The following is a 13,675-nucleotide window of genomic DNA, read 5'->3' on the forward strand; positions in this document are numbered from 1 at the left end:
CCTATTAACTATAAGCATCTGATTTAATTAATTTACCTACAAGTTAATATGAATATTCTTAACGCCTTCCTATCCTCCAAATAAACAAGGACAATTGACCGGATTAGTGATTTTGACCCTATAATAATTTGAAGGAAACCAAATGCGTAACAACTTAATGTCCTCAGTTAAAGCAACGCTGGTCGTCAGCGCTGTACTTGTTTGTACTAATGCTCATGCATGGGGTCAAAATGGACACAGGATCATAGCTAAAATTGCAGAGTCTCACCTTAGTGAAACAACAAAAACAAAACTTTTGCCGTTATTAAATAATGAATCTTTAGCACAAGTTTCTACTTGGCCTGATGAAATGCGCTCTGCTCCTGGTGAGTTTTGGCAAAGAAAATCATCACGCTGGCATTATATTAATACATCTGCAAACAAACCTATTTCACTCAATCATTCTCATACAAAAAACAAAGAATCTGTTACCAACATTCTTGAAGGTATTCATTACTCAATTAAAGTACTTCAAGACGAGCAAAGTTCATTAGATGCTAAGCAGTTTAGCTTACGCTTTTTAGTACACCTGGTAGGCGACAGCCATCAGCCTTTTCATGCTGGGCGTGCAGATGACCGTGGTGGTAACAATATTAAAGTGAAGCACTTTGGTCAAGAAACCAACCTACACAGTTTGTGGGACAGTAAGTTAATTGAAGGCGAAAACCTCTCATATACTGAATTTTCTGACTTTATCAATACTAATAATCAAACTTTAATTAGCGAGTACCTAACCAGTACCCCTACAAGTTGGTTAGTAGAATCAAACAACTTAGCAGAATCAATTTATAATAAAAATGAAACAAATATTAGCTACAGCTACATTTTCGACCATATGCCAATAATTAAAACTCGGCTGCAACAAGGCGGAATAAGACTCGCCGGTTTATTAAATAGTTTATTTGATGAATCAGCAACACCGTTAGTCAGTGCACTTAAGATGCAAACTAGCGAAAAAACAACTAACTAAGTAACTTTTAATACGGGAAAACAACATAATGAATAAACTTCGCCTTTCGAAATTAACCGGAGCAATTATTTTAGCTCTTGGTGTTTCTGCAAGTGCTATGGCTGCTGACACGTCATCTGCAATGCGCGGTAAAATCACTACTCCATCTGGTGAAAGTGCTGCAAATGTAAAAATTAAAGTTATTCATGGTCCTACTGGAACTGTAAGTGAACTTACAACCAATTCAAGTGGTACTTTTATAGCTAATGGTTTACGTGTTGGGGGTCCATATACAGTAATAATCGACTCTGATACTTTTAACGACACTACGCTTGAAAACATCTACCTAGAATTAGGTGATACTTATCGCTTAAACTCTCAGCTTAGACCATTAAACATGGAAAAAATTGAAGTTTCTGGCTATAAAATAGTACAACAATCAGGTGGTTCTAGCAGCTCTTTTGGCGAAGATACAATTCAAAACATGCCAAGTTTTAACCGCGATATTAAAGATATTGCTCGCTTAAATCCTCTTGCAAATATTAACGGTAATGGAGAGCTAACCTTTGCTGGTAATAATCCACGTAGTAATAGCTTAACTGTTGATGGTATTGGTCAAAACGACGATTTTGGCTTGAGCTTCGGCGGTTACCCTACTTCGCAACCACCTGTTGCACTTGATGCAATTGAACAAATTTCTGTAGACGTATCTCCTTTTTCAGCAGCTAAAGGTAACTTTGGTGGCGGTACTATAAATGCAGTAACAAAGTCAGGTACTAACGAGTTTAAGTTCTCTGGTTTTTACGAAACATCAACCCCAGATATGGCGGGTGATGTAGACAGTATTTCACAAGTATACGCAAATGGCAGACCAGCTTTAGATGAAGATGGCCACAGAACATTTGTTACTGAACAAGTAAAGCCAATCCAAACAGAAGCGCGTTACGGCTTTAACTTTGGCGGACCAATACTAGAGGATAAGCTTTTTTACTTTGTAAACTACAATGCATGGAAGAGCGAGTTAGATTTAGACTATGGTTTTGAAGGCTCTGGTGCTGCTAATGAATACGATGTAACTAAAGAAAGCTTTGATCAGTTTTTATCTATATTAGATAACGTGTACGGTATGCAAGATTCTCTTGGTGGCGACCCTAAAGACACCAATGAGTCATTATTGGTTAAGTTAAGCTGGAACATCAACGATGACCATCGTTTAGACTTTACATACCAATGGCAAGACGATAAAGACGAGCGTAATTTTGGTACTGGTGGCAGTACCGTTTCACTTGCTTCAAATCGTTACACTTACGCGACTAAATTCAACAACTTTGCTACCAAGCTTTACTCAGATTGGAATGAAGACTTCTCTACTGAAATTGGTATTGCTTATAAAGATGTAACATCTGACAGCATCACTAATTCTAAAATTGGTAGTGTTAAAGTTGAAGAATATTTCCGTGGACCAGCTTATCAGTTTGGTACTGATGAATACCGTCATGCCAATAAAGCAGCGACTGAAAATTTAACACTAACTTTTGATGGCACATACTTATTAGACGAACATCAAATTAAGTTTGGTGCTAAGTATGAATCTTTAAATTTATATAATTTATTTGCAGCCAACTCTTTAGGCTCATGGGAGTTTGATAACTTTGCTGGTTTCGAAAACCGCGAAGTAGGTAATTACAAAGGTAAACATGACTTTACTTACAGTAATGCCTATACCAACAACTCAGCAGATACTGCTTACGATGCAACGCGCAGTCAGTTTGCTCTTTACGTAGAAGATACGTTTTATGCTACTGATGATTTAGAAGTAACTGCAGGTGTACGTTATGAGCGTTTGGCATCTGACGATAAACCAACATTGAATGAAAAGTTTTTAGAAACCTATGGTTTTACTAACCAAGAAAACCTTGATGGTGTAGATATTATTTTACCTCGTGTTGGTTTCAAATATTATGCAACAGAGGCTCTTACTATCAATGGTGGCGTAGGTCGTTTCCAAGGCGGTATTCCTAACGTTTGGTATAACAACTCATTCCAAAAAGACGGTCTTACTTTTGTTGACGCACCACAAAGCGTAATTGATGGTTACTATGCAAATAATAACGTCGATTTCACTCAAGTTCCAGACGAAATAAAAGGTTCATTAGTACAAGGTGCGGGTAGCACTAACTATATTGATCCTAACTTTAAATTACCTTCAAGTATTCGTGCTCAAGTTGGTTTTGATTATGAATTTGATTCTGAACTTTTAGGTAATGGCTTTAAATGGCAAGCAGAAATTGCTTACCATAAAAAAGAAAATGAGGCTGTATGGCATAACACTGCAATCAAGCCTGTTGAAACAACCGCTGATGGCGATCGTATTATTTATGAAGGTATCTACGAAGGTGACTTAAAAGATAACTTTGATATAGCAATGACCAACTCAGCTGAAGATGGGCGCTCGGTAATCTTCTCTACCGCTCTTGCTAAAGAATGGGATAACGGCCTATACATATCTACCAGTTATGCACATCAAGATATTACAGAAGCTTCAGGTGGTTCATCATCACAAGCACAAAGTAATTATAAAAATACAATAACACAAAGCCGTAATGTTGATTTAGCACAGCGTGGTGCTTACGAAGTGGAGCATAGCTTTAAGGTTAATGTGAGCTATAATACTGAGCTTTTTTCTGGCTACCAAACCAAGTTTAACATGTACTTTGAGCGTCGCTCTGGCCGCCCATTTAGCTATACAATGGGTCTTTATGAAAAAGACGATTTAGGCGATACACGTGACTTTTATTCAAACTCGGCTTACCTTGCATACATCCCAACGGGTGCTGATGATGCAAATGTAAACTGGGATGAATCTGGTTTGTCGTGGAGCGAACTTGAAACGCTACTTAACCGTGCTGGTATTTCTGAGCGTGGCCAAATTCTAAACCGTAATACAGGAACTCAACCTTGGGTTACTACTATGGATATTAGTGTTAAACAAGAGATCCCAGGTTTTGCTGAAGGCCATAAAGGTGAGGTTTACTTTATGATTGATAACTTTGCTAACTTACTTAATAGAGACTGGGGTGTTGAAAAGCGTTTAGGTTACTCTGATCAAGCTGTATATGACCTAGCTGGAATAGATGATGAAGGCCGATACATTATCAACAATCGTAATAACGGTGCTGATGTACGCAATTATAGCCAAATTTCTACGTCATCATCTGCATGGCAAGCTAAAATTGGTGTGAGCTATAAGTTTTAATACCTAATAAAGTATTACGTTTTATATTAGTTAAACCCATTACAACTTTGTAATGGGTTTTTTCATTTAAACTCCCTTTTTTCATCTATCTGTCATAAATAGTATCTACTCTCTTTTACAACACGAACATTTCATTATTAACATTAATAATCCGTAGCATTAATCTATAAACATTAAAAAAACATTACACTTGTAGCTTATTTGTAAACATAAACTAATGTATAATATGTATAGATTTAGTACTGCATGAATTTGGTTCGTTTGTTTAGTGCAAATACTTTATAAATATAAAAAGTTTAATAAACTACATGGGAAAACAAAATGAAAACTCAACTTCGTAAAACAGCTCTATCACTCGCTATTGCAGCCTGTGTAGGCGTAAGTGGTGCTGCAATCGCCAACGAAACAACGTCTGCAATTAAAGGTCAGATAATGGGTCCAAATGGCAACCCTGCACAAGGAACTAAAGTAACAATTTTACATGTTCCTTCTGGCTCAGTTAAATCTACCGAAGTAAATGCCGCTGGTTATTTTACTGCAAAAGGCCTTCGCGTTGGCGGCCCATATAAAGTTGTTGTTGATTCAGATGTTTATGCTGACCAAACATTTAATAATATTATTTTGAATATAGGCAGTGATTACCCTGTAAATGTAACACTTGCGCCGCAATCAAATATTGAACAAATTGTAGTAACAGGTCGTGCTATCAGCACTATGTCTGGTGGTACAGGGCCAGCTTCAACATTCACACTTAATGATCTTGAAAACCAACCTGCAATTAACCGTGATTTAAAAGATATTATTCGTATTGACCCACGCGTTGCTGTTGATGACAGTCGTGGTTCAATTAACTGTGGCGGTGGTAACCCTCGTTTTAACAGTTTAACGCTTGACGGTGTTCGTATGAACGACAACTTCGGCTTAAGCTCTAATGGCTACCCAACTATTCGCGCTCCGTTTTCGTTTGACTCAATTGAGCAAGTAGCCGTTGAATTAGCCCCTTTCAATGTGCAATACGGTGGTTTTACCTCGTGTAACATTAATGCGGTAACTAAGTCTGGCGGCAACGATATTCATGGTGCCGTATTCTACGATTACACTAACGATTCAATGAAAGGCGATAAAATTGAAGGTGAAAAAGTTGATAACGGAGACTTCAGCGAAAAGCGTTATGGCTTTAACGTTGGTTTGCCATTAATTGAAGATACCTTATTCTTATTCACCTCATACGAAAAGCTTGAAGGTGTTGCACAGTTTAATTACGATCCTTTAGGTTCAAGTGTATCTAGTGCTGATTTAGAACGTATTCAACAAATATCTCAAACTGTATATGGTTATGATGCCGGTGGTATGCCTGCAAGTTCACCAGTTGAAGATGAAAAAATATTAATAAAGTTAGACTGGAACATTAACGACTCTCATCGTGCAAACTTAGTTTATAATTATAATGATGGTTACACATTATCTCAGTCAGATACTGGCTCTACTCGCTTATCTTTAGATAGCCATTTTTTTGAACAAGGCGCTGAATTCACCTCAATCGTAGGTTCATTATATTCAGATTGGAATGATAGTTTTTCAACTGAAGTTCGCCTTGGCAAATCTGAACTCGATGCACGTGTAAACTCTCTAGATGCTGCAAGTAGTTTTGGCGAATTCCAAATTGAAGCAACTGACGGTGGCACTGTCTACCTTGGACCTGATGACTCTCGTCAATCAAATGACTTAAACTACGATACTATTACAGCTAAAATAGCAGGTACATATTACTTAGATCAGCATACCATTACTGCTGGTTTTGAATATGAAGAGCTAGAAGTCTTCAATCAGTTTGTTCAGCAGACTGAAGGTGAATGGCGTTTTGCATCTATTGATGATTTTGAAAATGGTTTAGCTTCGCGCGTGTATTATAACAATGCCGCTGGTACTAATAACCCTGCAGATGCCGCTGCTAACTTTTCTTATTCACAAAATACCTTTTATGTTCAAGATGAGTATAGCTTCTCAAATATTGATGCGTCACTAACCTTTGGCTTACGCTACGACAGCTACAGCAGTGATGACAAACCTACATTGAACCAAAACTTTACTGACCGTTATGGATTTAGTAACCAGTCAACTTTTGATGGCATTGATTTAATTCAACCACGTGTTGGTTTTGAATGGTACGCCACCGATGCACTAGAAGTGCGTGCGGGCATGGGTTTATTCTCAGGCGGTAACCCAAATGTATGGTTATCTAACTCGTATTCAAATGACGGTATTACAAATATTGGCCTTCGCATGAATAATGTGGACTTATTTAACACACCTAATGTGAATGGTGGTAAGCCTGGTTTTGAAGTTCCACAAGAATTATTTGATGGTGTGGCTGGTGTAGTGCCTGGTTCTGGTGATGCATCGGTAAAAGCTGTTGATCCTGGTTTTGATATTCCATCTGAGTGGAAGTACTCACTTGGTGCAACTTATACTACTGAAGATGAATATGTTATTGCACTTGATTACCTTTATACCAAAAAGCGTAATGCCGCTATTTTAAGAGATATCGCACTTCGTCCATCTGGTGATGTGAGTTTTGACGGCCGCCCATTATACGAATCAATTGAAGGACGTGATGGCGACTTACTACTAACTAATGTAGATGGAAGCAGTGGTCAATCATCTGTTATTTCTGCAGCTATTAGTAAAGCTTATGATAATGGTATTAAAGTTCAATTTTCTTATGCTTATACTGATTCTGATGATGTAAACCCGATGACCAGCTCTGTTGCTGATTCTAACTATGGTAATGTCGCAACTGCTAACCCTGGTAACCCTGGGGTTGCATCGTCTGATTATGAAATACCACACCGCTTTACTTTAAACCTTGGTTATACCCATGAATTTTTCAATGGCTATAACACGCGCTTCAACCTATTCGGTGAAGCATATAAAGGCTTACCATACAGCTTTACATTTAATGGAAGTGATGGCGCATTTGGCGATGCAAACTCAAATCGTTCTCGCCAGCTTTTATACGTACCATTAGAAAACGATCCTAATGTTATTTACAATATGAGCGCTGCTGAAATCACTGAGTTTAATGAGTTTATAGCATCACAAGGTCTTAAACGTGGTGAAATTGCTGGGCGTAATGCTCAAAATGCAGATTGGTTCGTTAAGTTCAACTTTAAGCTAACCCAAGAAATCCCTGGATTTATGGATGGCCACAAAGGTGAAGCATTCTTTGTTATCGATAACTTAACTAATATGTTAAATGATGATTGGGGTGTTCTTAAGAAAGGTCCATTTGTTGGTTCTCGTATGATTAAAACCGATATTGACGCTCAAGGTCGTTATATTTATTCGGATTTCAATCCTAATAATGCCAATACAACCGTGCAACGTGATGCTTCTCTTTGGGAAATGCGCGTAGGTGTTCGTTACACTTTCTAATAAAATTAGGTAATAATTTTATTTAGTTTAGAGCCCATCTTATGATGGGCTTTTTTTATGGCTGTAACTGATGTTTTAATTTTTCAAAAATGCTCATCATTTGCTGACGCTCATCGTCACTGAGTGTATTTAGGAGCTGCGCTTCCCATGCAAGTGCCTCTGGGGTGATTTTTTTATACAATACCTCGCCTTCATCAGATAGCATTAAAAATGCAGCACGTTTATCTTGCTCATTCACTTTGCTGCAAATAAAACCTTTAGTTATTAAAGCTTTTACCGCTCTTGATACCGTTGATTTATCCATATCAGCTTGCGTGCATAATTGTTTAGCTGTGCTTTGCCCATATTGCGCTAAGTTAGCGAGTATGCGCCACTGCGGAATATTTAAGCCAAATTCACGTTTATACACTTTGGCAAAATCGTTACTCACAAGCGTAGCTATATTGGTTAATTGATAAGGTAAAAACGTATCTAAATTGATCTTCATCGTTGTGGCATCACTTGTTGGGCCTGCGTTTTAATTCAACTGGAAATGACTGTTCATTATTATTTACAGTGAATTAACTTACGCAATTTGAAATTAGTCTCACTTGAGAGTATCTTAACTTAAATAATAACAAGATTAAACTACCCCACTCTCACAGGAGTTGCTAATGGCTACCGAATTAAAATACATGACTGGTTTTGGTAATGAGTTTGAAACCGAAGCTTTGCCTGGTGCATTGCCTATCGGACAATTTAGTCCGCAAAAAGTAAAGTACGATTTATATGCAGAGCAATTTAGTACAACCGCGTTTACTGCGCCGCGTGCACAAAACCGTCGTAGTTGGCTATACCGTATTCGCCCCTCTGTTATTCAAGGCGATTATATCGCAATGGATAATGGCTTAATTCGCACTGCGCCTATTACCGAAGTAGTAACTCCACCAACTATGCTGCGCTGGAACCCTATCGATATTCCGCAGCAACCAACTGATTTTATTGATGGCTTAATTACTATGGCCGCTAATGGTAGTGCAAATGGCCAAACCGGTATTGCTATTCATGTTTATGTTGCTAATAAATCGATGGACGGACGTTATTTTTATAATGCCGATGGCGAAATGTTGTTTGTACCGCAGCAAGGTGAATTATTGCTCAAAACTGAGTGTGGTAATTTAACCATAAAAGCGGGCGAAATAGCGGTTATTCCCCGTGGTATAAAGTTTCAGGTACAACTATTAACAGCGACTGCGCGCGGTTATATTTGTGAAAACTATGGCCATCAGTATGAATTAGCTGAGCGTGGCCCGGTCGGCTCTAACGGTTTTGCCAACGATCGTGACTTTCAATACCCAGTTGCTGCTTTTGAAGATATAGAAGGTAAGTTTGAATTAGTGGCTAAATTTAACGGCAACATGTTTCGTTGTGATATCGGCCACTCGCCTCTAGATGTAGTTGCGTGGACCGGTAACAGTGCGCCGTATAAATATGACTTAGCACGTTTTAATGTAATGAATACAGTGAGCTTTGATCACCCAGATCCTTCTATTTTTACCGTACTTACATCGCCATCAGGTACTGAAGGCGTGGCTAATATTGATTTTGCTATTTTTCCTCCACGCTGGATGGTGGCCGAAAACACCTTTCGCCCTCCTTACTTTCATCGCAATATAATGAGTGAATTTATGGGCTTAATAGAAGGCGTTTACGATGCTAAAGAGCATGGCTTTGTTCCCGGGGGTATGAGTCTACACAATTGTATGTCGCCACATGGACCTGAAGCCGACGTGTTCGACAAAGCCTCTAATGCCCAGCTTGAGCCACAACGTTATGATAATACGCTGGCATTTATGTTTGAATCACGTTATATCATATCCCCAACTAAATACGCTCTTGAGGGCAAAGAGCGCCAAACTAACTACACTGATTGCTGGCGCACAATTAAAAAGCAATTTACTGGATCACAAGGATAATAAACCATGAAACTTTATAGTTATTTTCGCTCATCTGCCGCATACCGGGTGCGTATTGCGCTTAACTTAAAAAACATTGATCACGAATTGGTTGGTGTTAATTTACTAAAGTCTGAACAATTAGGTGCAGCCTACTTAGATAAAAATCCACAAGGTTTACTCCCAGCACTTGAAACAGCTGACGGTGTGCTTGGGCAATCTCTGGCTATTTTAGAGTATCTTGAAGATAGCCATCCAAACACAACGCCATTATTATTTGGTAACGCGTGGCAAAAAGCACAAATCCGTAATTTAAGTTACGCCATAGCCTGCGACATTCATCCGTTAGATAATTTACGCGTACTCAAGTATTTAAGTAACGAACTAGGGGTAGACGATGAGGCTAAAAACACTTGGTATCGCCACTGGGTAGAAGTAGGGTTTGAAAAAGTAGAGCATCTACTTGATAGTAATAACGCTTTTTGTGTGGGTGAGCAACCAAGCCTTGCCGATGTGTGCTTAGTACCGCAGGTATTTAATGCTATTCGTTTTAATGTAAATATGGCCGCATATCCTAAAATAGCAGCCATTTATGAGCGTTGTAATAAGCTCGATGCATTTATTGATGCCGCACCACAAAATCAACCTGATGCAACCTAGTCTAAATAATTAGCCTAGGTAATTAACCCAGAAAATTAGCCTTGTAAGGCACTGTGCACCACAGTTACATGGTCAATTAAATCTAAGCCCAGATCAGTTAAATAACCGCCATCTGGGCTATCTATAATTCCTTTATCAAATAAACGTTGTGCGGCGCTTAATAAGCTAGGCTCTGCGTCTGAATGAAGTTTAATTCCTTGCATTTTACTTTCACGCGGAAATTTAGCTAATAGTGTAAATTCATCGATCATTGTTTGGTTAAATTGCATATATTTTCACCTATTTATTGTTCTGTGTTTTACTAAATATAAATATACCCAAGTCAAGAAAGCGCCTTTTTTATAAGCAGCTGTCTAATGTTAAGGTGCTATAAAATACCCAATTACGCATTTTTATGGTGTTTGTGTATACCTTACCCTAGCATGTTTTTTAGCTTAGTGTATTATTTTTAAACCCGCGACAATTTGAGACTACAATGCGCCATTTATTAATCTTATGTTTTTATATTAGCTGCTTAAGCTATTCGCTACTCAGCCATGCCAATACAATTAAAACCCACTCTGTTATTGATGCTAATCAATTTGTTAATACCGACACAAGTTGTTGGTACGACAATAAACGCTACAGCGAAGGAGCGTTAATACAAATACACTCATTTACGCTTATTTGCGGGGCTAAATTTGTACAACATAACAACAGTCAACTAATTTGGCTTAAACTCGACAAACAAGGCAATGCTATTTACCCTACTAAGCCCGCTACAATTACAGTGAATTAGCCTCTACGAGTGAATTAAGTTACACTATGCGCAGTTTAAATAAGTAGTGTAGCTATGGATAATCAACCTAAAAACCCTTTACATGGGGTAACGTTAGAACAAATACTTGTTGAGTTAGAGCAGCGACTTGGCTGGAGAACTTTGGGTGAACAGGTTAAAATTAAATGCTTTACTGATGCACCAAGCATTAAATCGAGCTTAAAATTTTTGCGTAAAACCCCATGGGCACGAGATAAAGTAGAAGCACTTTATATTCATACCATAAATAACAAGCCAATTCGTAGACCTAAAAGTGCACCAAGGCCCACTTCCGATAGAGCACCTGATACATCGGGCTTTGTTTGGCCTTCGATCAAAAAATAAATAATAAAACGGCGTGTAATAACGCCGTTTTATAGCCGTGTATTATTTATCTAGCTGTTCTTTGCAAATAACGTTTAATGATCCAGGTGAGATTGTAATAACTAATTTGTTAGAAGTTTTCACCTCTCCATCTACTACGTATTTAATCTCTTGCTCTGCACTTACTTCCACTCTTTTAGCATTTGTATGATGCGAATTAATAGCTAAATGTGTTTGTGTAATGCTGCTAAACATAAGCTCGGCAATACTCAGTACTGTAGTTCCATTTTCTTTATTGGGTATTAACCAATTCACATCAAGAAGCCCGTCACTATGATCGGGCTGCCCGCCACCTTGAGCTAGCAAAGTAGTAAAGGGTGCGGCATTAGCAACAATAAAACTATTGGTACTTACTTGCGTTGGTTCGTTATCATCAAGCTTTATTGTTAATACTTGTGCTTTTTGTTCACCAAAAGCTTGTAAAAAACCATTTAAATAGGCCAGTTGCCCAGATTTGTTTTTAGCTTCACGGTCGGCTTTTTCAATCATGGAGTGTTCAAAGCCAATTCCTGCCAGTAGTAACATTAGCTCGTCGTTACAATAAGCTGTGTCGATTAAACTTGTTTGCCCATCAATAATTAAATCACAGGCTTGTTCAACAGGAATAAATTTTGATTTTATGCCCATTAACACATGCGCTAATGCGTTAGCCGTGCCCAGCGGAATAATACCCAACCTGCATTTAGTGTGCACTAATACACTGGCCACTTCTGTCACTGTGCCGTCACCACCACAAGCAATAATAATATCTGGCTGCTCTTTTATTGCCTGTTTAGCAAGCGCTACGCCGTTAACTTCTTTTGAGGTTGTTAATACGGTTAAGTCGTAATAAGCCGATAAACTAGCAATAATTAGGTGTTGTTTGTCTTGCCACATTTTTGTTCCCGACACTGGATTTGCAATCAAAAATGCTTTGTTTTTAATCACTAACTCACCTTTTTTATGGCGCTTAGCTAAGTGATGTAATTGACGTTTATTAAGATTAGCTGTCTCGCGGGTTTCTTTTATTTGTGCCAGTATTTGATGCACATCGGCATCTTTATTTTGGCTAAGCAAGTAGGCCGCCATTACAAACACAGAGCGCCCGCGCCCTAAAGCACAATGCACCACCACACGGCGATCTTTTTGTACATGATGATGGATCCAATTAATTGCTTGGTTTAACTGCGAATGCGTAGGAACGCTATGATCGAGTACCGGAATGTTTAAATAATTAATGTTTTCTTGCGTAGAGCTCCACTCTAAACCGTCAAACTCGCACGTTACATCAAGTATTGCGGTAATACCGTTTTCTTTTAGTGTATCTATGTCAGAGGGAAATAATCGACATGCCAAAAACAAATGTTCATTAATCTTTTGAATAGGCGGCACTTTATCGTGCTTACGAGCCCACGCATTGTATAATTGTGCGCCAAATAAAAAAGGAATAAACGCCCAGCGAATATAAAAAGGGATAACGCCGTTTTCGCGTTTTCTAAACACTTTTGCTATATCGAATATATAAGCGCCCCCCACTAAAAGTAGTGACAACGCACTCCAATAAAATACAATTGAAAAGTAAATTGAGTTAACTTCCCAGCCAATAAATATGAGTATTAATGCCAATAGTAAGTAACTAATTGCAGCCCACATGTGTTCTCCTTTTATAATATATGCTCGTTGTTGTTATATTTATTAATCATGCCTTAATATTGTAAAAGCAAATTTTACGCCAGCATTCACTTATCCCTGATTAATTATATTATTGATAATTAACACTTTAATTTTTATTTATTAAGCCTTTTTTAGTCCACTTATAAAACGTTGCTGTTTTTACACTATAGTAGGCTAATTGTTCACACTGGTATAAAGTAACAGCAATACACTTTGTTTACTTGTATTAGGCTGGATTGTAGAAGCATTTATAAAAACTTGCCATAACGCACCCTATCAAACACATACCCTAATAGCCGCTGGGTAGAGCTAGGTATTGCCCTGTCAGTACTTTTTGCTGCACTTAATAATGTATGGCCACTGGTATTGCGCTTAGGCTGGGTAACATTTGCATTTGGTTTATTGCACGACATGGGGTTTGCCAGTGTATTGGGTGAGTTGGGGCTGTCGAGCGATTATCAGCTATTGAGTATTGTGGCATTTAACTTAGGGATGAACAACTCCCACTAAACGCTGCGCGTTTTGAAGGAGTTTCAAAAAGAAAGCCTAAGCTACCTTTTTAGGCTGGT

10 protein-coding genes and 1 pseudogene are annotated in these 13,675 nt (G+C 38.3%); 8 read left to right on the forward strand and 3 right to left on the reverse strand.

Annotated elements, in window-relative coordinates:
* The first annotated feature begins 142 nt into the window (after window positions 1-142).
* The 3 genes from AAEZ18_RS15245 (at window position 143) to AAEZ18_RS15255 (ending at window position 7,679) form a co-directional block, all read left to right on the forward strand.
* Entirely contained in the window at window positions 143-1,009 is an 867-nt protein-coding gene (locus tag AAEZ18_RS15245; RefSeq protein ID WP_086995714.1) for a S1/P1 nuclease, read from the forward strand.
* Between the two features lie 28 nt (window positions 1,010-1,037).
* Window positions 1,038-4,244, forward strand: a complete 3,207-nt coding sequence (locus AAEZ18_RS15250) for a TonB-dependent receptor (protein ID WP_350594992.1) — start codon at window positions 1,038-1,040, stop codon at window positions 4,242-4,244.
* Between the two features lie 321 nt (window positions 4,245-4,565).
* The gene (locus AAEZ18_RS15255; RefSeq protein WP_350594993.1) at window positions 4,566-7,679 is read left to right on the forward strand and encodes a TonB-dependent receptor; all 3,114 of its coding nucleotides are present in this window, start codon (window positions 4,566-4,568) and stop codon (window positions 7,677-7,679) included.
* Window positions 7,680-7,734: 55 nt separating this feature from the next.
* Here AAEZ18_RS15255 and AAEZ18_RS15260 read toward each other — a convergent pair whose 3' ends face one another.
* Window positions 7,735-8,166, reverse strand: coding sequence for a MarR family winged helix-turn-helix transcriptional regulator (locus tag AAEZ18_RS15260; protein ID WP_197182288.1), 432 nt, complete (start codon window positions 8,164-8,166; stop codon window positions 7,735-7,737).
* A 166-nt stretch (window positions 8,167-8,332) separates the two neighbouring features.
* Between AAEZ18_RS15260 and hmgA the strand changes: the two genes are divergently transcribed.
* Both hmgA and maiA read left to right on the forward strand, forming a co-directional pair.
* Window positions 8,333-9,634 (forward strand): homogentisate 1,2-dioxygenase, encoded by a 1,302-nt coding sequence (gene hmgA, locus AAEZ18_RS15265; protein WP_350594994.1) that lies wholly within the window; start codon window positions 8,333-8,335, stop codon window positions 9,632-9,634.
* 6 nt (window positions 9,635-9,640) lie between these two features.
* On the forward strand, window positions 9,641-10,273 hold the full coding sequence (gene maiA / locus AAEZ18_RS15270) for a maleylacetoacetate isomerase (protein ID WP_350594996.1): 633 nt from the start codon (window positions 9,641-9,643) through the stop codon (window positions 10,271-10,273).
* Between the two features lie 35 nt (window positions 10,274-10,308).
* Here maiA and AAEZ18_RS15275 read toward each other — a convergent pair whose 3' ends face one another.
* Entirely contained in the window at window positions 10,309-10,542 is a 234-nt protein-coding gene (locus AAEZ18_RS15275; protein WP_350594998.1) for a TIGR02647 family protein, read from the reverse strand.
* Window positions 10,543-10,748: 206 nt separating this feature from the next.
* Here AAEZ18_RS15275 and AAEZ18_RS15280 point away from each other — a divergent pair, with 206 nt between their 5' ends.
* Window positions 10,749-11,051: a YnjH family protein gene (locus AAEZ18_RS15280; protein ID WP_011329964.1), complete on the forward strand. Its 303-nt coding sequence runs from the start codon at window positions 10,749-10,751 to the stop codon at window positions 11,049-11,051.
* 54 nt (window positions 11,052-11,105) lie between these two features.
* A complete protein-coding gene (locus AAEZ18_RS15285) occupies window positions 11,106-11,414 on the forward strand; it encodes a VF530 family protein (protein ID WP_011329963.1) in 309 nt (102 codons plus the stop codon).
* A 42-nt stretch (window positions 11,415-11,456) separates the two neighbouring features.
* Here the strand turns inward: AAEZ18_RS15285 and AAEZ18_RS15290 are convergent, their stop codons facing one another.
* Window positions 11,457-13,085: a diacylglycerol kinase family protein gene (locus AAEZ18_RS15290; protein ID WP_197182287.1), complete on the reverse strand. Its 1,629-nt coding sequence runs from the start codon at window positions 13,083-13,085 to the stop codon at window positions 11,457-11,459.
* Between the two features lie 309 nt (window positions 13,086-13,394).
* Here AAEZ18_RS15290 and AAEZ18_RS15295 point away from each other — a divergent pair.
* Window positions 13,395-13,601: pseudogene (locus AAEZ18_RS15295) on the forward strand (HupE/UreJ family protein); the annotation flags it as partial.
* Window positions 13,602-13,675: the final 74 nt, after the last annotated feature.

Source organism: Pseudoalteromonas sp. 19-MNA-CIBAN-0066, from assembly GCF_040308705.1.
GTDB classification, from domain to species: Bacteria; Pseudomonadota; Gammaproteobacteria; order Enterobacterales; family Alteromonadaceae; genus Pseudoalteromonas; species Pseudoalteromonas nigrifaciens.

Bases quoted from the DNA above. Each gene is read 5' to 3' on its own strand.
- AAEZ18_RS15245 (WP_086995714.1), top strand. From the start codon at position 143: ATGCGTAACAACTTAATGTCCTCAGTTAAAGCAACGCTGGTCGTCAGC.
- AAEZ18_RS15250 (WP_350594992.1), top strand. From the start codon at position 1,038: ATGAATAAACTTCGCCTTTCGAAATTAACCGGAGCAATTATTTTAGCT.
- AAEZ18_RS15255 (WP_350594993.1), top strand. From the start codon at position 4,566: ATGAAAACTCAACTTCGTAAAACAGCTCTATCACTCGCTATTGCAGCC.
- AAEZ18_RS15260 (WP_197182288.1), bottom strand. From the start codon at position 8,166: ATGAAGATCAATTTAGATACGTTTTTACCTTATCAATTAACCAATATA.
- hmgA (WP_350594994.1), top strand. From the start codon at position 8,333: ATGGCTACCGAATTAAAATACATGACTGGTTTTGGTAATGAGTTTGAA.
- maiA (WP_350594996.1), top strand. From the start codon at position 9,641: ATGAAACTTTATAGTTATTTTCGCTCATCTGCCGCATACCGGGTGCGT.
- AAEZ18_RS15275 (WP_350594998.1), bottom strand. From the start codon at position 10,542: ATGCAATTTAACCAAACAATGATCGATGAATTTACACTATTAGCTAAA.
- AAEZ18_RS15280 (WP_011329964.1), top strand. From the start codon at position 10,749: ATGCGCCATTTATTAATCTTATGTTTTTATATTAGCTGCTTAAGCTAT.
- AAEZ18_RS15285 (WP_011329963.1), top strand. From the start codon at position 11,106: ATGGATAATCAACCTAAAAACCCTTTACATGGGGTAACGTTAGAACAA.
- AAEZ18_RS15290 (WP_197182287.1), bottom strand. From the start codon at position 13,085: ATGTGGGCTGCAATTAGTTACTTACTATTGGCATTAATACTCATATTT.